At 65.2% G+C, this 20,287-nt stretch carries 18 protein-coding genes; 7 read left to right on the forward strand and 11 right to left on the reverse strand.

Annotation, left to right across the window (positions count from 1 at the left end; all coding sequences use genetic code 11):
• The first annotated feature begins 259 nt into the window (after nucleotides 1–259).
• The 3 genes from AS181_RS20010 (at nucleotide 260) to AS181_RS20025 (ending at nucleotide 2,818) form a co-directional block, all read left to right on the forward strand.
• Nucleotides 260–703 carry an STAS domain-containing protein gene (locus AS181_RS20010; RefSeq protein WP_026920107.1) on the forward strand — a complete coding sequence of 148 codons (444 nt, stop codon included), beginning with the start codon at nucleotides 260–262 and terminating at the stop codon, nucleotides 701–703.
• A gap of 10 nt (nucleotides 704–713) precedes the next feature.
• Nucleotides 714–1,148, forward strand: a complete 435-nt coding sequence (locus AS181_RS20015) for an ATP-binding protein (RefSeq protein ID WP_020171227.1) — start codon at nucleotides 714–716, stop codon at nucleotides 1,146–1,148.
• A gap of 204 nt (nucleotides 1,149–1,352) precedes the next feature.
• Nucleotides 1,353–2,818 (forward strand): IS3 family transposase gene (locus tag AS181_RS20025; RefSeq protein WP_375295706.1). Its coding sequence is split into 2 segments (ribosomal slippage): nucleotides 1,353–1,722 and nucleotides 1,722–2,818, totalling 1,467 coding nucleotides; the frame shifts between segments, so codons are not numbered across the junction.
• A gap of 174 nt (nucleotides 2,819–2,992) precedes the next feature.
• On the opposite strand, the gene AS181_RS20030 is transcribed toward AS181_RS20025, so the two are convergent.
• Genes AS181_RS20030 through AS181_RS20055 form a run of 6 tightly spaced genes read right to left on the reverse strand, consistent with a single transcriptional unit; the run spans nucleotide 2,993 to nucleotide 9,298 of the window.
• Nucleotides 2,993–3,478, reverse strand: coding sequence for a MaoC/PaaZ C-terminal domain-containing protein (locus AS181_RS20030; RefSeq protein ID WP_006897079.1), 486 nt, complete (start codon nucleotides 3,476–3,478; stop codon nucleotides 2,993–2,995).
• The gene (locus AS181_RS20035) at nucleotides 3,475–4,638 is read right to left on the reverse strand and encodes an acyl-CoA dehydrogenase family protein (protein WP_006897080.1); all 1,164 of its coding nucleotides are present in this window, start codon (nucleotides 4,636–4,638) and stop codon (nucleotides 3,475–3,477) included. The genes AS181_RS20030 and AS181_RS20035 overlap by 4 nt, the downstream gene beginning before the upstream one ends.
• Nucleotides 4,639–4,661: 23 nt before the next feature.
• Nucleotides 4,662–5,459: an enoyl-CoA hydratase/isomerase family protein gene (locus AS181_RS20040; protein ID WP_008382197.1), complete on the reverse strand. Its 798-nt coding sequence runs from the start codon at nucleotides 5,457–5,459 to the stop codon at nucleotides 4,662–4,664.
• Nucleotides 5,456–7,129 (reverse strand): long-chain-fatty-acid--CoA ligase, encoded by a 1,674-nt coding sequence (locus AS181_RS20045; RefSeq protein ID WP_058253279.1) that lies wholly within the window; start codon nucleotides 7,127–7,129, stop codon nucleotides 5,456–5,458. The genes AS181_RS20040 and AS181_RS20045 overlap by 4 nt, the downstream gene beginning before the upstream one ends.
• A 52-nt stretch (nucleotides 7,130–7,181) precedes the next feature.
• Nucleotides 7,182–8,387: a thiolase family protein gene (locus tag AS181_RS20050; RefSeq protein ID WP_020171229.1), complete on the reverse strand. Its 1,206-nt coding sequence runs from the start codon at nucleotides 8,385–8,387 to the stop codon at nucleotides 7,182–7,184.
• 23 nt (nucleotides 8,388–8,410) lie between these two features.
• Entirely contained in the window at nucleotides 8,411–9,298 is an 888-nt protein-coding gene (locus AS181_RS20055; RefSeq protein WP_035734503.1) for a CoA transferase, read from the reverse strand.
• Nucleotides 9,299–9,396: 98 nt separating this feature from the next.
• Here AS181_RS20055 and AS181_RS20060 point away from each other — a divergent pair, with 98 nt between their 5' ends.
• Nucleotides 9,397–10,035, forward strand: coding sequence for a TetR/AcrR family transcriptional regulator (locus AS181_RS20060; RefSeq protein ID WP_020171231.1), 639 nt, complete (start codon nucleotides 9,397–9,399; stop codon nucleotides 10,033–10,035).
• 115 nt (nucleotides 10,036–10,150) lie between these two features.
• Nucleotides 10,151–11,686, forward strand: coding sequence for an acyl-CoA synthetase (locus AS181_RS20065; RefSeq protein ID WP_058253280.1), 1,536 nt, complete (start codon nucleotides 10,151–10,153; stop codon nucleotides 11,684–11,686).
• A gap of 1,100 nt (nucleotides 11,687–12,786) precedes the next feature.
• Here the strand turns inward: AS181_RS20065 and AS181_RS20070 are convergent.
• A complete protein-coding gene (locus AS181_RS20070; protein WP_311277659.1) occupies nucleotides 12,787–13,593 on the reverse strand; it encodes an endonuclease/exonuclease/phosphatase family protein in 807 nt (268 codons plus the stop codon).
• A gap of 1,218 nt (nucleotides 13,594–14,811) precedes the next feature.
• Here AS181_RS20070 and AS181_RS20075 point away from each other — a divergent pair.
• Nucleotides 14,812–15,327 carry a M23 family metallopeptidase gene (locus AS181_RS20075; RefSeq protein WP_373194821.1) on the forward strand — a complete coding sequence of 172 codons (516 nt, stop codon included), beginning with the start codon at nucleotides 14,812–14,814 and terminating at the stop codon, nucleotides 15,325–15,327.
• A 278-nt stretch (nucleotides 15,328–15,605) separates the two neighbouring features.
• Here the strand turns inward: AS181_RS20075 and AS181_RS20080 are convergent, their stop codons facing one another.
• Nucleotides 15,606–15,920: a DUF4229 domain-containing protein gene (locus AS181_RS20080; RefSeq protein ID WP_051406004.1), complete on the reverse strand. Its 315-nt coding sequence runs from the start codon at nucleotides 15,918–15,920 to the stop codon at nucleotides 15,606–15,608.
• A 90-nt stretch (nucleotides 15,921–16,010) separates the two neighbouring features.
• The gene (locus AS181_RS20085) at nucleotides 16,011–17,696 is read right to left on the reverse strand and encodes a cytochrome c biogenesis protein ResB (RefSeq protein ID WP_231381013.1); all 1,686 of its coding nucleotides are present in this window, start codon (nucleotides 17,694–17,696) and stop codon (nucleotides 16,011–16,013) included.
• Nucleotides 17,697–18,075: 379 nt separating this feature from the next.
• Here AS181_RS20085 and AS181_RS20090 point away from each other — a divergent pair, with 379 nt between their 5' ends.
• A complete protein-coding gene (locus AS181_RS20090) occupies nucleotides 18,076–19,308 on the forward strand; it encodes an Nramp family divalent metal transporter (RefSeq protein ID WP_167383394.1) in 1,233 nt (410 codons plus the stop codon).
• A 26-nt stretch (nucleotides 19,309–19,334) separates the two neighbouring features.
• On the opposite strand, the gene lspA is transcribed toward AS181_RS20090, so the two are convergent.
• Both lspA and AS181_RS20100 read right to left on the reverse strand, forming a co-directional pair.
• On the reverse strand, nucleotides 19,335–19,778 hold the full coding sequence (gene lspA / locus AS181_RS20095) for a signal peptidase II (RefSeq protein WP_051406003.1): 444 nt from the start codon (nucleotides 19,776–19,778) through the stop codon (nucleotides 19,335–19,337).
• Between the two features lie 50 nt (nucleotides 19,779–19,828).
• Nucleotides 19,829–20,233, reverse strand: a complete 405-nt coding sequence (locus tag AS181_RS20100; protein ID WP_035755537.1) for an ArsR/SmtB family transcription factor — start codon at nucleotides 20,231–20,233, stop codon at nucleotides 19,829–19,831.
• Nucleotides 20,234–20,287: the final 54 nt, after the last annotated feature.

Here is a 20,287-nt window from a genome sequence, read left to right on the forward strand (position 1 = left end):
ATCGAATGCGCAATCTCGAACGCGGTGTCGTGTGACCGTCAGGGGAGGTCTTCCAGCACAGACCCGATGAAGGGCCGCGGCGCCTGACGTCCTCGCCCGACCGCATCGATGTCGGGCAGGCGACCATGACAAGATGGGTAGGCCGGTGCAGCAGGCAGCCGTCGTCATGTCGTCGGTCGGGACCGTGGCCACTCACCAACTGTGTGGCCCCCTTCGATGGAAGCGAGAGTCACCAGTGCAGCCAAACAACCCTGACGCCGTGGTCAACCCTGACGCCGTGGTCAACCCTGACGCGGTGGTCGTCGACGACAGCGGAGACAACGCCGGCCGTGCGTTGCTGACCATCGTCTCCGCCCAGCACGAAGAACTGGTGATCCTGACCGTCCAAGGCAGCATCGACGTGCTCACCGCACCACAACTGTCCGAAGCAGTGACGAACGCGTTGACCGGTCAACCGCGCGGCCTGATCATCGACCTGACCACCACCGACTTCCTGGCCTCGGCCGGCATGGCCGCACTCGTCGCCGCGCACGAGGCCATCGCACCGACCGGACTGTTCGGAGTCGTCGCCGCCACACCCGCGACGTCGCGGCCCCTGACACTCATGGGCCTGGACCAGACGATCGTCCTCTACCCCTCCCTCGCCCACGCCGTCACCGCCATGACCGACCCCACCGGAATGACCGGCACCCCGACTGGGTAGACACGGCGGCGTGGACTCATCACAGCACCTCGATGGCGACTCCACCGGTGACTTCAAACGCTCGGTCGCGGCCACCGCCGAAGCCGCCCACACACTGCGCGAACTGTTCACCCTCTGGGTGACTGCCACTGTCGACGCCGACACCGAACGCCGCGGCGACATCATCCTGGCCGTCTACGAAGCAGTCGCCAACGCCACCGAACACGCCTACAAGAACTCCGCCGAACCCGGAACGGTCACCGTGCACAGCCGACACCGACCCAACGGCGCCCTCGAAATCACCGTCACCGACACCGGCACCTGGGACCCCAGCCCCTCAGAGCGCTTCCGCGGCCGCGGACTAGCACTCATCACCGCGCTGAGCGACACCCACGCACTCACCACCGGACCCGACGGCACCACCGTCACCATGTGCTGGCAACCGATGCCTGTCGTGACGTCATAACGTCTGGTTACCGGTGCTCGATGTGGGTGGCAAGGCGACACGAGTTTTCGGACACTGCTGCCCTGCGGAAACGACTGGTTCTGTGAGTGTCGCGAAATCGATCGCTAGCTAGCGGACGCGCTCGGACCCTGCGTGTCAGGGTGAGTTGAGTCCAACGGTTCACAGCAACCCCGCCTGCAGGGCGAGATACGGATCAACTCTTCGATGACGATTTCCAGCCTGGCCGTGTCCGGGGACAATGCCCGCATGGACTCCTTGCAGCCACGCTCCGACGGCCCGCGCCGACGCCGCGCCTTCACCCCGGCGGACAAGCTCGCACACCTGGCCGCATACGAGCAGGCCTGCGCGAGCAACGAGGGCGGCGCCTACCTGCGCCGCGAGGGCCTGTACTCGTCGCTGATCAGCGAATGGCGCAAGCAACGCGACGCCGGCGTCCTCGACGGCGCACCAGCCGGCGCGAAGATCGGCAAGCTCACCGCCGAGCAGGCCGAGATCGCCCGCCTGCGCCGAGAGCTCGACCGCACCACCAAGCGCCTCGCGACCACCGAAGCGGCCCTAGACATCATGGGAAAAGCACACGCGCTCTTGGAATCTCTCTCCGAGAGCGCGGACACCGACGAGCCGCACAACAAGCGCTGATGACCGCCCACCACGCCCTCACCGATGCCGGCGTCACCACAAGGACGGCGACGACCTTGACGTCGGTGACCCGGTCAACCGCCGCCAGGATCAAGGCACGGTCGCTGGCACCGGCGCGGCCGGCGCCAGCGGCGGCGCAGGTGCCCGCGAACAAGCTCACACCGGACGAACGTCAGGCGGTGCTCACGCTGCTCGACTGCGACCGGTTCGTCGACCAGGCTCCGCTCGAGGTCTACGCCCAGCTCCTCGACGAAGGCACCTACCTGTGTTCGGTGTCGACGATGTACCGGATCCTGCGGGAGAACACGCAGGTCACCGACCGCCGCAGGCAGGCGAGACATCCCGCACGGGTGTGCCCGGAACTGGTGGCCGACGCGCCTCGGCAGGTCTACACCTGGGACATCACGAAGCTCCCCGGCCCGGTCAAGGGCGTCTACTTCGACGCCTACGTGATGGTCGACATCTACTCTCGCTACATCGTCGGTGCGCACGTCCAAACCCGTGAATCCGGTGCGCTTGCCGTGGAGTTCATGTCGGAAATCTTTGCCGTGCATGGCATTCCGAGTGTGGTGCATGCCGACCGTGGGACGTCGATGACCAGCAAACCCGTCGCCGCTCTGCTCGCCGACTTGGAGGTGACCCGGTCGCATTCGCGGCCGAAGGTCTCCAACGACAACCCGTACTCCGAATCGCTGTTCAAGACCCTCAAGTACGGTCCGGCGTTCCCGGACCGCTTCGGGTCGATCCACCATGCCCGACAATTCATGGAAACGTTCGTGACCTGGTACAACCACGACCACCGGCACAGTGGAATCGGTCTGCACACCCCCGCAGACGTCCACTTCGGGCTCGCTGCCCAGAAGGCGGCCGAGCGCTCCGACGTCCTCGCGGAGGCTCGTCGCGCCCACCCCGAACGATTCGGAACCACAGACCGAGGGCCGAAGATCCTGGACCTGCCCACCGAGGCCTGGATCAACCAGCCTGCCGCAATCGACGGCACCGAACCTGCGGCGGGTCAGGCCGCCGCGTAACACCCGTTGGACTCAATCACCTTGACAAGTTCCGGGACGGGGGTTTGACTACCTTGAGCCACCGTCGTGAGGTGGGGTCGTCACGTCCCACGCTGACTTGCGGATACGAGATGAAGGTCGCTTCGTCGATGTAGGGCGGGACCGTGGCTCTTTCTGGTGACGTCCTGCCGTGTGTCAGTTGAAGCCTCCGGACGGTGTCGTGGCCTGCTCTCTTTGCCACATGACGATGGTCAGTTCGGCGTAGAGGACGGTGTGGTCGTCCTGATCGGTCAGCCGCATTTCTATCTTCACTCGCCCGCGTGTTCCGTCGAGAGTGATCTCGGCAATTTGGGCGGTTCCGGTGAGAACGTTGCCGGGTCGGACGGGCACCGGGAACCGTACCCGGTCGAATCCGAGCCCGGCGATCACTGCCCATTGGTTGAGCATTGTTTGTGTGAGCAGCCGTTGAGCGATGGCGATGGTGTGTACCCCGCTGGCGATGAGTCCGCGGAAGTGTCCCTGATCAGCGGCTTCCTCATCGATGTGAAACCACTGGGCGTCCCAGCGGGTGGCGAAGTCGACCAGTTCGGACTTGGAGACGGTGTGATCGCCCAGTTCGAGGATCTGGCCCGGGGTGAAGTCTTCGGCGTAGACGGACGGACTCGGGGGCGCGGCGTTCACAGTGACCTGGCTACGAGCAGCTTCATGATCTCGTTGGTGCCGCCGTAGATCCGCTGCACGCGGGAGGCGGCGTACATCTGGGCGATGGGGTATTCCATCATGTAGCCGTAGCCACCGAACAGCTGTAGGCACTTGTCCACCACGCGGCACTGCATGTCGGTGGCCCACATTTTGATCATGGAGGCGCCGGCGGCGTCCAGGGTGCCCTCGATCTGGCGGCGGATGCCGTCGTCGATCAGCGCCTTGCCGGCGTAGACTTCGGCCTTGCACTCGGCTAGTACGAACTGGGTGTTCTGGAAGTCCAGGAGTTTCTTGCCGAACGCATCGCGCTCTTTGACGTACCGGATGGTCTCGATCACCGCGGCCTCGGCCACCGCCACGCCGGCGACTCCGATGATGAGTCGCTCCCGCGGCAACTGGGTCATGAGTTCGGCGAAGCCGGAGCCCTCCTCGCCAAGGATGTTCTCCACCGGTACCCGCATGTCGTCAAAGAAGAGTTCGCGGGTGTCCCATCCGTGCATGCCGATCTTCTCGAGGACGGCGCCGCGGGAGAAGCCCGCGACGTTATTGTCGACCTCGGCGACTAGTAGGGAGATGCCCTTGCCGCCGGCCGCTGGATCGGTCTTGGCCACGATGACAACCAAGTCGCAGTGGGTGCCGTTGGAGATGAAGGTCTTGGCGCCGTTGACCACGTAGTGGTCGCCGTCGCGGATGGCTGTGGTCTTGACGTTCTGCAGGTCTGAGCCGGTACCAGGCTCGGTCATGGCGACGGCCACCACTTTCTCGCCGGAGGCGAGCCCGGGTAGCCAGCGGCGCTTTTGCTCCTCGGTCCCGTAGGCGTTGATGTAGTGGCTGGCGATCGTGGAGTGCACGGTGAAGCCGAACGCGCTGTCGTGCGCGTACGCCAGTTCCTGGGCCACTACAGCCTCGTGGCCGAAGTCGCCTCCCCCGCCGCCGTCCTTTTCGGCGATGTCGGTGAGCAGTAGGCCTGCCGCTCCGGCTCTGTTCCAGAGTTCGCGGTCGACGTGGCCCTGCCGGGCCCAGTCCGCCTGGCGGGGGGTGACTTCTCTGGCGAAGAAGGCGCGGGCGTGGTCCCGTAGCAACTCGTGGGACTCGGTTTGCCAGGTGGGGCGGTGGTCGGGGAACAGGGTGGTGGTCATGATCTTGTCCTTGTCGGGCCGGGTCAGCGGCCGGTGAAGTTCGGCGAACGCTTGGCCACGAAGGCGGCCTGGCCCTCGTGGCTGTCGTCTGAGGCGAGTGAATAGACGAAGTTGCGCTTTTCGTGCTCGAGCCCTGCGGCTATCGACCCGGTCTGCGCGGCCAGGGCGGCGTCTTTGGCCAGGGCCACGGCCAGCGGGGAATTAGCCGAGATCCGCTGCGCCAGGGCGATCGCCTGTTCGACGACCTCGTCGTCGTCGACCACCTTTCCCACCAGGCCGAGGGTGGCGGCCTCGGTCCCGGTGACCAGGTCGCCGCTGAGCAGCAGTGCCATGGCGCGAGGTTTGCCGAGCGCCCGGATGAGTCGTTGGGTGCCGCCGCCGCCGGGGATGACGCCGAGCTTGACCTCGGGTAATCCAAGGCGGGCACCCTGGCCGACGATGCTGGTGTCGCAGGCCAGGACGAGTTCGAGCCCGCCCCCCAGGGCCAGGCCCTCGACGGCTGCGATCACCGGTTTGGGGAAGTTCTCCAGGTCGGCCCATAGAGTCCCCCCGGAGGCCCGCCGCTGCCCGATCAACGGATCGGCCCGCAGGGCGTCGAACGCGGTGATGTCTGCTCCAGCGCAGAACACGCCGCTCGCGCCGGCCAAAACTATGGCGCGCACGGAGTCATCGGTCCGCAGCTCGGCTAGGTGCCCGTTCAAGGCTGCGAACACCGCGGCGTTCAGTGCATTCCGGGCCTCGGGTCGGTTGATGCGCAGGATCGCGACGGCTCCGCGTCGTTCGCTGCGCACCACATCATCGTGTCCGCTCCGGTTGTTCATTCCTCGGCTCCCCGGTAGAGATCGGCGTGGTCGGTGCGTAGCGTCTTTTTGTCCAACTTGCCGACGCTGGTGCGCGGCAGCGCGTCGGCGAAGATGACGATGTCGGGCAGTTGCCACTTGGCGAACTTGTCTTCCAACACGGCGTGGATGTCGTCGACGTCAAGATCGGCACCGTCTTCTTGGACGACGATCGCAACCGGGCGCTCTTGCCACTTGGGATGCTCGATCCCCACCACGGCGGCTTCGCGGACCTGTGGGTGGGCGACGATCGCGTTTTCCATGTCGATCGAGGAGATCCATTCGCCGCCGCTTTTGACCACGTCCTTGATGCGGTCGGTCAGCTTGAGGTAGCCGTCGGGGCGGATCGTGCCGGCATCGCCGCTGCGCCACCACCCATCGGCGAACGCGCCGCCTTTGTCTTCCATCTTGTGGTAGCGCTCGATGATCCACGGGCCGCGCATGAGCACCTCGCCCTGGGAGACACCGTCGTGGGGTAGTTCGCTTCCGTCCGGTCCGACGACCTTGATGTCGATCCCGTTGACCAGCAGACCCTGGGCCCGCTTGAGATCCCACTTCTCCTTCTCACTGAGCACGTCCCGCAGCGTGTGCTTCAGGCCTGCGTTGACGGTGACCAGCGGAGTGGTCTCCGTGGCGCCGTAGGCGTGGATGATGTCGGCGCCGGTGAGGTCATGGAAGCCGCGCATGAGCGTGAGCGACGGTTCGGTCGCCCCGGACAGCAGACGGGCGCGGCTGAAGTCCGGGCGCGTCTTGAGTGTGCGGATGTAGTCGAGCATCGGCTCGAAGATCGCGGGGGCACCGTTGGCTACGGTGACGGACTCGGAGATCATCGCGTCAACCAGCACAGAGGTGTCCTCGGCCGTATACCGTCCGGGCAGCACGACCTTGGCGGCCGAGTAGATGGCCGACTGCGGCAGTCCCCAGCCCTGGCCGTGGAACATCGGGGTGATGACCATGACGGTGTCGTCGTCGCCCATCTTCAACTGCGCTGCCTCGGCAAGAGTGTGGAGGTAGATCCCGCGATGGGAGTAGTACACGCCCTTGGGGCGGCCGGTGGTGCCGGTGGTGTAGCACGCGCTGTACGCCGAAGTTTCGTCGATCATCGGCCAGTCGAAGGTCGATTCCGCGGCCGTCAGCGCGTCTTCCCAGTGGACGACCCCGGGCAGGGTGGTGGAGATCTCCGAGAGTGGCTTGTCCGTCATGACCACCCAGGTCTTCACCCCGACGCCCTGCTCGACCAGCGCCTCGGCCACGGGCAGCAGGGACTCGTCGACCAGCACGATCGAGGCTTCGGCGTGGTCGGTGACATAGGCCAGGTCCACCGGGGCGAGCCGCAGGTTCATCTGCAGCATCACCGATGCGATACCGGGAATCGCCCAGTACAGCTCCATATGGCGTTTGGAGTTCCAATCCAGGATTCCCACCACCGTTCCGGGGCCGGCCCCCAGCCCGGTGAGCGCGTGGGCTGACTTCCCGACCCGCTCGAACATGTCTGCGTAGGTGTAGCGGTCCCAGCCCCCGTCGATGGTGCGGAATACGATCTCCTGCTCGGGGTAGGTCCGGGCGGAGTGCCGCAGCAGGGTGGTGGTGTTGAGCTGGTAACTGTCACCGTGTGTCGACGGCAGACCGGTGACGATGGGGTGGGACGTCATGTTGGTGCTCCTGAAGTGGGGTTGGGACGGTGGCTGGGACGGAGGGGGCTCGTCAGAGGCGTTCGATGATGGTGGTGTTAGCGGTGCCGTGGGCTTCGCAGATGGTCTGTAGCCCGTATCGGCTGCCGGTGCGTTCGAGCTCGGTCAGCAGGTCCGTCATCATGCGGGCGCCGGTGGATCCGAGGGGGTGGCCGACAGCCACCGAGCCGCCGTTGACGTTGAGTTTGTCGTCGGGGACGCCGAACTCTTTTTGGAACATCAGCGGTACTCCCGCGAACGCTTCGTTGACCTCGAACAGGTCGATATCGTCCACCGTGAGCCCCGACCGGTCCAGGGCCTTGCGGGTGGACTCGAGGATTGCGGTGAACTGGATGATCGGATCGGCCGCGGCGACCGCGTGGACCACGAAGCGGGCGCGGGGGGTGAGCCCGTGGGCCTCGGCGAACTCGCGGTCGGCGATGAGTAGTGCGGCGGCGCCGTCGCTGAGCTGGGAGGAGTTGGCTGCGGTGGTCTTGCCGTCTTCGGCGAACACCGCCCGCAGGGACGCCATCTTCTCTGGGTCGAGCTCGGCCCGGATCCCCTCATCCGCGGTCACGGGCTCGCTGGAGTCATCGAGCGGGTCGCGGCGCAGCGGAACCAGCTGGGTCTCGAAGCGGCCGTCGCGGGTGGCAGCCAGCGCCCGCTCGTGGCTCCGGCGGCTGAAGGCGTCGAGTTCCTCCCGGCTGAGGTCGAAGCGGGTGTTCATCAGCTCACTGGACGGGCCTTGAGCCAGCAGTCCGCCGTCGTAGCGGGCCAGTTCGCGGGGGGAGTATTGCGGGCCTAGCGGGGCGCCGGGTTGTAATGAGGATGGCAGCGCCACCTGTGACATCGACTCCACGCCGCATGCGATGGCGAGGTCGTAGGACCCCGCCTCCACACCGTGGGCGGCAAATGCGACAGCTTGCTGCCCCGAGCCGCACTGTCGGTCCACGGTCACGGCCGGCACCGAATCGGGCAGGCCGGAGGAGAGCACCGCATGGCGAGCGATGTTGGAGCTCTGCTGGTCGTGCGTCATCACACAGCCAGCGATCACGTCGTCGATTTTCTCCGGCGCCACATCACTGCGGCGAACCAGTTCACTGAGGGTGGCCCCCAGCAGATCGGCGGGATGCCAGGCGGCCAGCGCCCCGCCGCGCTTGCCGACCGGGGTCCGGACGGCATCGACGATCACGGCCTCGCGGGTGGCTCGGGAACTACGGGGCTGGGGGGAGTCGGTCATGACTGGGTCCTTCCTCAAGGTGGTCAGGTGGTGGGCGCCGTGGGCGCGTGAGTGGTCTGCGCTGTGGCCGGGTGGGCATCGCGAACGGCGGTGAGCGGGATGTCGTGGCGCGCGGCCAGATCCTCCCAGTGGGCCGTGGTGTGCGCGGCGAAGGCGCGGGTGTAGGCGGCGGATGTGCCGTCGCAATCGAGTACTTCTCTGGTGCGGGCCTCGAAGTGCGGTTCGAGTGCCCCCAGGGCGATGTGGCCGTCGGCGGTGGCATAGATGTTGTAGGAGGGCAGAGCCCCGCCCAGTGGTGCTCCATTGCCAAACAGGCCGTGCCGGAGGGCAGCCGCGGAGTCGTACGCGGCCGCGTCGAGAGTGATGCGTTGATGTCCGCCGGAGTCGTGCTGTCCCCGGGCCAGCAGCAGGGCCAGGGCGGCCGAGATGGCCCGCTCCCCACCGACGGTGTCGGCGACCGGGACCAGCGGCAGGTGCGGCGGCCGGATGGTGCCGTATCTCGCCTGATAGGTCAGGTCGTGGCCCGCGACCTCCTCGTCGGCGCCGTCGTAGCCCACGATCTCCACATGGCACAACCGCGGGTAGCGGTCGCTGAGATCGCCGAGGCCGAGTCGGCAGAACGCTGACGGGCGCATGGCGGTCACCAACACGTCCGCCGTATCGAGCAGCGTGGTCAGCTCCTCCAGTCCGCTACGACTCTTGAGGTCGGCCCGACGAACCTCCACCCCCTGTGTCAGTTCTGAGTACCAGGAGGGCGCGGCCACGGCCAAGGCGTCACCCACCGGCGGCTCCACTTTGATCACCGCGGCGCCGAGGTCGCGTAGGCCTGCCACGGCTAGCGGACCGGGCAGGTTGGTAGCCAATGAGACGACCTGTATGCCGGCTAGGGGTCGGAGCGATCGAAGACTCATTTCAGCGACTATACAAGTAGTCAGTAAACATATCCACTGTATAGCGTTAACGGCTGGCACATCCCAGTAGACTCGTTCGTCAACCGAAGGGAGACCGCGTGGACCGCCCCGCCCAGCACTCCGGCGACCAGGACCTCACCGCCAAAGCGCGAATCCGTAACGCTGCTCTCGAGCTCTATGCGGCCAACGGCGAGGACCGCACACCGATGCGTGCGGTCGCGGCCGCCGCCGGGGTTACCGTAGGGCTGGTGGTCCATCACTACGGGTCCAAAGACGGCCTGCGCGAGGCTGTGGAGCAGATCGTCGTGGAGCGTTTTGCGTCGGCCCTTGCTTCGGCGCCGACCGACGGGGCCGGCGAAGAAATCGCTCGCGTCCGGAATGAATCCGTCGCGGAAATGCTGGTCAGAAACCCGGAGGTGGTCAACTATCTCCGACGGGCGCTACTCGAACCCGGCGGCCAGCGGGGGCAACTGCTGGAGCGGCTCACCGAACTTACCCACCGGGAGGTCGTTGCGATGCGCGAGACCGGCGCGGCCTCGCGGGGCCGCGCCGACTCCGTCCAGGTGGTCGACGTGATCATCAACCAGATGGGCCGACTGTTCCTGCAGCCGCTGGTGGATGCCGTCTGGACCCACCTCGGGACCTTCACCCACACCGAGGGGCACAGCAAGCCCGAGCTCGGCGTGAGCGTGTCCGGGGGAGGAGCTGTCGATCGTTCCCACGGGTCAGCCACCTGACCCGAGTTTCTCTTTCGCTGAACGTCTGTACAAGAACCGCGTTGGCGGTTACTGTTTCTGCTGTGTCCGGGGTCACATACCCGATCCCGGAGTCTTCAACACCTCAGGAGTCACCATGGCCACTCTCGGAGGCGCCCTCGCGCTCAATGCCCGCCGGCACCCGGACAAGACCGCACTGATCTTCGGCGAGAGCACCTACTCGTACGAGCAGCTCGCGGCCCGGATCAATCAGTATGCGCACGCGTTGGCGTCGCTCGGAGTCGGCAAGGGCGACAGGGTGGCACTGCTGAGTCCGAACTCCGACGCGTACATCCTGGGCCTGTACGGAGCGTTCCGACTGGGGGCCATTGCCGTGCCTCTCAACCCTCGCGTGCCGGCCCGCGAACTTCGCTACCTGCTCGAGGACTCCGGTGCGACGGTGCTGCTGTACTCCGAGGGGCTCGCGGTGGTGGTGGCCGGCCTCGACGAACTCGATCCGCTGCCGTCCGCGCCGCAAAGTCTGGTGCTGGACGAGCCCGCCGCGCAGGGCATCGCGCGGCTCGCAGACACCATGCCGACCACCGCGCCGGAAGTGGAGGTCATCGAGGACGACGACTGCATTATCCTCTACACCTCGGGCACGACCGGGCGTCCCAAGGGAGCGTTGTTCGACCATCACCGCATGCTGTGGGTGGGGAACTCGGTTTCCGCACTCGGTATGAATATCTTCGACCGGAATCTGCACGTCGCGCCGATGTACCACTGCGCGGAGCTGGTCCTGTTCGTTATGTCAGGGTTCAGCCTGGGCACCACTCACGTGGTGCTGCCAGCGTTCGAGCCCAAGGCGGTCCTGGATGCGCTGGAGAAGCACCGCATCACCGTGTTCCTGGGCGTGCCCACCATGTACCAGATGCTGCTGCAGCACCCCGAGCTCGGCACGCGCGATCTGTCCGCGTGGCGGCTGGGCTTCTTCGGCGCCGCACCAATGCCGCCGAGCGCGGCGACCAGCTTGCTCGCCACCCTGCCGCACGTGCAGTTCTTCCAGCTGTGCGGCCAAACCGAAGGCGGCCCGACCGGCATCTTCCTCACTCCGGACGAAGTACGCGCCCGCCCAGATGCCACCGGACGGGCGTCCATCACTAACGCCGAGACGCGGATCGTCGACGACGAGGGCAACGACACCGCGGTCGGCGAGCCCGGGGAGATCATTTACCGAGGCGAGACCATCATGAAGGGCTACTGGAACAAGCCCGAGGCCACCGCCGATGCGCTCCGCGACGGCTGGCTGCACAGCGGCGACGTGGCGGTCCGGGACGCCGACGGGTTTATCACGATCGTTGATCGGATGAAGGACATGATCATCACGGGCGGGCGCAACGTGTACTCGGTGGAGGTCGAACAGGCCCTCGCCGGCCACCCGGACGTGGCCGATGTGGCGGTCGTCGGGCGGCCGGACGAGATGTTCGGGGAGAGCCTCATCGCCGTCGTCACCCCGGTCGAGGGCCGCGAGGTCACCTTGGAGTTGCTCCGCGAGTACGGATCCCAGTTCATTGCGGGTTACAAGCTTCCGCGCGAGCTCATCACCCGGCCCATTCCCCGTAACCCCTCGGGGAAGATTCTCAAGCACGTGCTGCGTGATGCAATCACGGAAGGCACAGTCGCCACCAGCTAACAATCGGATAGCTCGTTAGGCTCCTCTACCAAGCCACCTGCCATTTGGCCCGCTCTGGGAGAGGTCGAGTTCGCGGGATACTCGGCGTCGCCTACTTGTCATAACGTAGATTATCGGCACTTTAAAACCAGCTGGGGGACAGGCACTTTTGCTAGAAAGTGACATAACTTGGACTGAGGTCGGGCACGAACTGGGGCTGTTCCACACCTGCTCCAACGACCTGATGGCAGATAATGACGGGGCCCGCGGAACGTCCTACACACCCACCGGCCTCACCCGCGGCCTGTACCGCAACAAGTGGGGACTCTGATGACCCACCACCGAGCAACACGACCGGCGGCCCTCACGCTCGGCATCGCCGGCATCTTCGCCGCTGCCACCCTGACCGCGTGCGGCGAACAAACCGTCGATGAGGGCATCCCACCCCTCGAATCGGCCACGGCCACCTCAACCGCCCATGCGGACTCATTCACTGACACCTCTGACTTACGTAATCTGGTGGCGATCTCCACACACGTCTTCACCGGCCGTGTCGAATCAGCTGCTGGCACCAAGGCACTCGGGCCGCTCCCCGAAACTCAGTACAGCGTGCTCACCAAAACAGCGATCAAGGGCGAAGTCCCCGAGAGCGTAGTAGTCAACCAGCAAGGCGGAGCAAGGACGGTGTCTACATTTCCGTCGACGGCGACACACCCCTCAAGGTCGGCCAGTGGTACCTGTTCGCCACCCGCTACCTCGAGTCCGAGAAGTGGTACACCCTCATCCCTGTCGACGGCCGCAAACCGGTGACCGAACAACAAGCCCGCGACAGAGCCTCAGCGCCCCTAGCCGCGGCTGAGGCCGCGTTGCGAGCCAACCCCCAAAACCGGCTCGCACCACCGGACCCACCGAGCCCGTCGATGACCTTCCCGATACCCCAACCCGGCGACCGCAACCCACCTCCACCCTCACCGGCGCCGCCCGGCTGAATCATTAAGTAGCCAGTGGTGGCATATGGAAATCGTTGGGGGAGATAGCTTGCCAGGCTCGATCGAGTTGATGACATAAGGCTGTCGGTCACGAACCGAGGTGTTCCGATGGTTCGAGATTACTCGGGGACGTCATCCTTCGCTGAGCCGGATGCGCGCGAGCACCCCGTGATGGTCGGAGCCCGGCAGATCGATCCGCCGGAACGATGTCGGTGTCGGGCCATTGCGTGTCAGCACCCGGTCGAGCGCAAGCAGCGACGGGTAGGGCCGGCCGGCAGGATAGGTCGCGACGACGCCCGATCCGAGATGCTCGGCGGCGTCGGTCAGTTGGGGCGAATTCGAGGGTCCAGACAGTAGCTGCCGGAAGGAGCGGTGGTCGTAGGTCGAGTTCGCATCGGCGCCGATGATCAGTGGATCTGTGTCGGCGAAGAGGATCGAGCGCAACTCGCGGAGCTCGGCATCCCAGCGCCACGACGGTTCGGGATACGGCGGCAACGGGTGCAGTGCATAGATCGAGATGGGCGAGCGGTTCGGAAGCAGCAGTCGCGCGCGAAGGTTCGACAGTTCGAATCCCCGCAGGAGTTGCCCGTCGGTCAGCGGGGCCCGCGCATAGATGCCAGCTCCACCTCCACCGTCTCGGGGACGGAGAAACGCGAACGGCAAGGCTTGGCGCAACCCGGCGCGCTCGAGGGCTCCCACCGCCTCAGGCGTCAGCTCGACTATCGTGAGGACGTCAACGCCTGAGTCGCGCACCCGCGACACTAGCGCGTCCGGATCAGCTTGCCCGAGATAGATATTGGCCTGCATCACGGTAAGGTCCGAGTCCGAGACCTGTTCGTCGACCCCCCGATACAGTGGGGCCTGCGCCGTCACGCCTACGGCGATGACGAGCACAGCTCCCGCCGCGGAAAGCCAGGCGCGCGCGGCGAGCAGCAGCATCAGACCGAGGACACCGACGATGATCAGCACCGGCGTGAACGCCGCTACCCGGGAAGCGAAATTGCTGACCAGGCCAGAATAGTGGGCAGCAACACCGGCAGCAGCGGCGAGGACCGCACCCCACCCGAGTGCTCGTAGCAGTCCACGCATGCGGCCGATCATGCCACGATCACCGTCACGCTCTCTGGCGGGTGATCGTCGAGTGGAGGCTGTCGGCGACAGGGGCTGTCAGCCAAGCCACCAGTCGGTTCGATCTATGGTGACCGTTACGAGAGCCGGACGGCTTCGTTGCCGACGCAGCAGCCCAGGCGAGAACTCGTGCACGCATGACGCCAACCCGTCGTCGGCCACGACGATATTGCTGGTCAACCGGGCGCACCACCGGAGCTGCGCAGCGCGTACGGGGTGATCCTGGGGCCAACGCGGAGAAACTAACCTGGATAGTAGTAACCTGGCTGTGGCTCGTTCGATATCGAACTGTTTCCATCCGGACTGACGCTTTGGACTGAAGGACTCCCCTTGGCACGGCATCGCAAAGCTGATCCCAGCCCACCCTCCGCTGGCATCCCTGCGTTCCGGCGCGACGCATCGGCGAGCCTCACCCCCGGACTCCCGGGGCTCGAGCATTCACGCATCGTGCATGCGGCCGGGCGACACCGAATGCCTGTCCCACCCGAGGTGTCGGCCGGGTTCACGCGGCGGCCCATCTTCTCGGGCGCCCCAGTGCCCTCCTACTCGCCGCGTGCGCGATCGACGACGGCGCCCGAGGCGTCGCCGTCATACCCACCACGCAGTGGCCGTCCATACACTGCGCGCTCGCGTACTGCCTTGCCCCGCCAAGCCGGGCCTGGCCATCGAGTTTTCGGGCCGCGTCGCTCACAGCGCCCGCTCGACCTCGGCAGGCATCCTTCGGCAGCGCCTACCGCACCGTGGGAGCGGGCGTTGTGTGTCGTTGAACCTCAGTCCAGCGAGCAAGCTCAGTCAGGCTTTCTCGAGGTGCTTGACGGCGAGGAGGTCTCGGGCACCTCAACTCGGTCGGCGGCTGCGGCCGGGTTGGGTGGATCACTCCTGGCCGCGGTGGTTCTATGCGCTGCCGGCGGGACTGCGGCCACTGCGCTCGCCGATCGACACGACCTGACGGTCACTCCCCTGACTCAGGCTGGCGTGCCCGTCGACGTCCAGTCCGCAGCAGCCCCACGATCTGTAACCGTCGGATCGGTGGCCGAACAGCGAAGCCGCACGTCGGCACGGGCATCGTCACGCGATGAGCTGACCTCGGTTATGCGAGAACTGGCACAGCCAGATCGCGCGCGGCCGTCTGAACCCCCGGTGCCACAACGGCCGCGGTCGGCGGCACCGACCTACGGCACCGTGACCTCAAGTTACGGAGCGCGATGGAGTACCACGCATTATGGCCTCGATATCGCCAACTCGATTGGCACACCGGTGGTCTCGACCAGCGACGGGCAGATCATCGAATCCGGTCCGGCTGATGGCTTCGGGCTGTGGATACGAGTGCTGCAAGACGACGGCACGATCGGCGTGTACGGGCACATCAACGAGACACTGGTGAGCGTCGGGCAGCGAGTCTTGGCCGGCGAGCAGATCGCAACGGTAGGAAACCGCGGCTACTCCACCGGCCCGCACCTGCACTACGAGGTCTGGCAGCAAGACGGACCCAAACTCGATCCTGCACAGTGGCTGAGAACCCGGGGGGTCTACGTCGTTGGATGACCCGCCGTATCGGCGCGGGAGGTGTGACGACGAGTGGTCCCGCACAGGTGTCGCGAGCTAGAGGCGGGACTGGGTACGCCCAATTCCTCGGGCGCAGTAGTCGGTTCGGCGGCCACACAGTTGGGCGCCTACCCCCGATCGATTGAGAGGAACGGCGTGCGGGTGGTTGTGGTTCATCGAGGGTGATCTGCGTTGGTTTCACCGATCCGGCAGACTGCACTGCATGTTCGGCAGGACAGTCGGGCTTGGCTGATTATGTTTTCTGGTCTGGTACCAACTCATGTCGCGTCCGGTCTGGCGAGTCCCTTTTTGGCCGCTCGGCGGGAGTCCATTGCCTCGGCCCGGTGATTGATACGACTTCGTAGGGGTTTGAGGACGATCATCGAGACTGGACTACTGAGAATCACGGCGAGCACGACGGCTACGAAGAACGGGACGTCCACGTCAATCAGGTAGGCGACCAATAGGATCAGTCCACATAGCACCGCAGCGAGCGCTAGGCGCGCGATGTTGTACAGCAGCGCGATGGCGATGAGAGATCTGGCCGAAGAGGCCGGCGTGGTGGTGGCGCCGTGAGAAGTGTTTCTGCGCATGGTCTATGGGCCTCCGTGTGGCGTGAATGCGATCGGGATGGATTGTGACGTGACAGTTGGTTCGGTGCCGCGTCCTGCAGCGGGGGCGGTTCATGAGATGAGATCTGTACGGATGTGAGATCTCATGGCTGATGTGCGCCGTGGTCGGCGTTTTTTCGGCCCTGGCTGGGTCAGCCATCGCCGCGCCTGCTGGTCGAAGTCTTCGCCCCACCCGGCCTGATCGGTGCGGGCCAGACCTGCGATTGTTACTGCGGTGCGTCGTTGGCCGTCGACTCCGACGGGCACTAGCCGCACCCAGATTCGGCGACGCCGGACAAGTAGAGATACAAGTAACCCAGCCAGCATCACGGTCGCCGACAACAGAACCCAGTTCTGTGCCGGCCCGTGTGATACCTGCATGGACACGAAGCGTTCATACCCGTCAAAGCGCACCACGGTGCCATCGGCGATGGTGTGAGTCTGTCCCGGGCTGAGATTGACCTGTGCCCGCTGCTGGAGCCGACCCTGCTCGATGAGCGCCCGGTTCAAGGAGTACGCATTCTGCGGGCGACCGGTATCCAGTCCGGTGTCGCCTTGGTAGATCCTGATCGCCACATACGGATCATTCGGCACGGGAAACGATGAGGTGAGCAGGGTTCCTTGGAATGCTGCGGTGGGCGCGAATAGGCCCTCGATCGCGATCTGTCGATTGCGACGTTCGTCTGCGTCGGGGTAGAGGCCGGCTGGGGTATCGAAACGGGCCGCGCCGGAGGACAGCATCGTCTGCAAGTTGTCGGGAATGAACAGCACTGTCTGAGTGCGTTGCTCACCGTTGGGGAACGTCACAGTGAACGTCGGTGCGAAGCCGTTGCCGAGGACATAGACGCGGTCGCCAGCTACTCGCAGCGGTTCGTTCACTCGGACGCGTGCAGTGCTCCACGTATCGGGATCGGACTGTCGCACGTCCCCGGTGTAGGTGACGTCGGCTTCGTACATGTCGGGCTGACCGCTCGGCAGGAACCGGGCATCGAAGCCCTCGACGCGGACACAGAATGGTGAGAGATCGGTGCCATCGACGAGGCTGCCTGCGCGGAATGAGTCATAAACCGCGGTCGAGGTGTTGCACAACCCTTGTGTGCCATCGGCGACGAGACTACGGGTGCCTTCGTAGCCGTAGAGTTTGTCGGCCGCGATCGATATCAGCAAGGCGATTAGAGCGAAGTGGAACACGAGGTTGCCCCACTCGCGGAGGTAACCCTTTTCTGCCGAGATCTCTACGGCTGCGGTGGGTCGGTGCGTAGTCGCTGGTCGTGTGGTGGTGGCTCGGCGCCAGCCCCGGAGGTTGGCGTTGATGAGGGCAGCAACCTCTTCGGGTGTTCCTTCTACGGTGTCCTCGAAATGCCGCGGCAGGCGGGTGAGGTTGCGCGGCGCGGGAACTGGACGGGCTCGCACCGCGCGCAGATGCTCGAGGATGCGGGGAGTGAGGCATCCCACAAGCGACACGAACAGCAGGACATAGATCGCGGTGAACCACGAGCTGGCGAAGACGTCGAAGAGCTGCAGTCTGTCCATCCACGTGCCGAGGGCGCCGCGGTCGGCAATGTACTGGGTTGTTTTCTGTTCGTTGAGTGGGCGCTGCGGCAGCAGAGCGCCCGGGATTGCCGCCGCGGCCAACAGGAACAGCAGCATGAGTGCTGTTTTCATCGACGTCAGCGAACGCCACAATCTGAGTAGGGGGCTAAGCCGGCGGCGTGGTCGTCGCGGCGTCGGCGCTTCGATGCTGCCGGTGTGCATCATCGTCGTCGTATGGGTAACGCCGCACCCTGGAAGTCGTCATCACTCGCGAGAGAACGAAGTGCGCGGTCGGCGACGTGATCCGCAGCTGTCTGCCAGTCGACTCCCAGCACCATCGGCCGCCGGGATTTCCTCGCCCGCATCGCCATCCGGGTCTCACCTGCTCTTCCTGCCCACACCGAAATACTACGTAGCGTAGTATTTCGGTACGCAGATGACAAGCGGTGATGCGCCCCGCTGCGGCGCGCTCGCACTTACGAGCCGTCGACACCACCCAAGTTCCTCGGGTCTCGTCATGTGCCGCCCCATCAACTACGGTGTATCGAATAGTTTTATTCGGTAGACCGAAATTTGCTATTGAGGGGCGGCAATGCGAGAGGTCATGGCTTCGGCTCGTCCGCGGCTCGCGCGAGCTCGGTCGGGGTCGCTACTGCTTGGTCCGGCCTTCGTCGCGGCCATCGCCTACGTTGATCCCGGCAATGTCGCGTCCAATATCAGCGCCGGCGCCCAGTTCGGCTACCTCCTCGTGTGGGTGATCGTGGTTGCGAACGTGATGGCGGGGTTGGTGCAGTTCCTTTCTGCCAAGCTGGGGGTGGTCACGGGCAGGTCATTGCCGGAGACGGTGCGTCTGCGCGCGTCGCGGACCGCCAGGCTCTCCTACTGGGTGCAGGCTGAGATTGTCGCTATGGCAACCGATCTCGCCGAAGTGGTGGGCGGAGCTATCGCGCTGAATCTGCTCTTCGACCTGCCGTTGCTCATCGGTGGCGTCATCACAGGTTCGGTGTCGATGGTCTTACTTCTTGTCCAAGACCGCAGAGGGCAGCAACCGTTCGAGCGGGTGATCATTGGCTTGCTGGCTGTTATTGCCATCGGTTTTCTGACAAGCACCGTCGTGGCACCACCTCCCCCCGGGGCTGTCGTGGGGGGCCTCTTGCCGCGGTTCGATGGCACGGAAAGCGTGCTGATCGCGGCCGCCATGTTGGGTGCGACGGTGATGCCTCACGCGGTGTATCTGCATTCAGGTTTGGTGCGGGATCGACACGGCCATCAACCGGAGGGGCCGGTCCGGTCGCGGCTGTTGCGTGTGACGAAGATCGATGTCGGTCTGGCGATGCTGCTGGCGGGCGCGGTCAACCTGTCCATGCTGCTGGTGGCAGCAACCACTTTGCGTGGCCGTGAAGGGGTCGATTCGATCGACGGAGCGCATGCGGCGGTCGCCGACACCTTGGGGCAAGTGGTGGCGTTGCTGTTCGCGCTGGGGCTTCTTGCCTCGGGGCTGGCATCAACCTCGGTCGGGGCGTACGCCGGCGCGATGATCATGGACGGGCTGTTGCAGCGCAGGATCCCGCTCATACTCCGACGCCTGATCACCCTGATACCTGCCATCACAGTGTTGGCCATCGGAATTGATCCCAGCCGAGCTCTGATCGTCTCGCAGGTCGTTCTGTCCTTCGGCATTCCCTTCGCACTGGTTCCGTTAGTGCGTTTCACCAGCGACAGGATGCTGATGGGCGAGGATGTGAACAATCGACTCACCACTTCGCTGGCCTGGCTTACTGCAGCGGTCATCATCGTGCTCAACGTCGCCTTGATTTACCTGACGGTCACCGGTTAAGCGAGTTCGCGCGACGGTTCGATCCCCTAGGCGTCGCGCGAAGCTGACCATTCTTGCCGCAACACATCTAGCACGATCAGGACGACGCCGATGGTGATGAATGTGTCCGCGAGGTTGAACGTGGGGAACCAGCCGGTATGGAAGTAGTCGGTGACGACACCGTCGGCGGCGCGGTCGATCAGGTTGGTGAGTGCGCCGCCGAGGACCGCGGCAAATCCGATCCGACCGGCGACCCCCGCGTCGGGTGCGACGTGCACTGCGTAGCCGGCCAGTGCGAGGGTGATGAACCCGGCCACGGCGAGTATGGCCCAGCTGGGCAGCTGATCACCGAGGCTGAATGCAACACCGGGGTTGAACGCTAACCGCAACTGGAGCACTCCCAGATCGGCCGCACTGCCCTCGGTGAGTCGGCTGACAACGAAGGAGTTGACTGCCAGCCCGACGAACGTCACCACGACAACCAGGGCCATGAGAACGCCTCGGGGGTGGAGTGTTTTCGTCACTGCCGGCGGCGCGTCGGTCACGTCAAGGCTCCAGCCGGGGTAGAACTCGCTGACGCTGCGGCGGCGTCGCCGGCATAGTTCGGGCACAGCGCTACCGCGCTACCGGTGGCCGCCAGCAGGGTCTCCGCCGAGGCCAGCAGGTCCATCAACTCGGGCCGAGTGAGGCGGTAGAACACCTGCCTACCCTGTGGGCGTCCCTCAACTAGCCCGCAGTCGCGAAGGCATGCCACATGCGCCGACACTGTCGACTGCGCCAAACCCAACTCCCCTACCAGGTCGGCGACCCTGACCTCCCCACCGGCAAGACGACGCACAATCGCCAATCGGGTGCTATCGGACAGGCTGTGAAACAACGCCACCGCCGCGTCCACATTCGTTCCGGCTCTCGACGTGCGACACCCATCCATGCTATTGATCGTCACCAGACGATAATAAGCGGTCTCCGCCGATGATGAGGGAGGGTGGTCAACAATGTT

Origin of the sequence: Gordonia sp. SGD-V-85 (assembly GCF_001456905.1) — a bacterium.
GTDB classification, from domain to species: domain Bacteria; phylum Actinomycetota; class Actinomycetes; order Mycobacteriales; family Mycobacteriaceae; genus Gordonia; species Gordonia hongkongensis.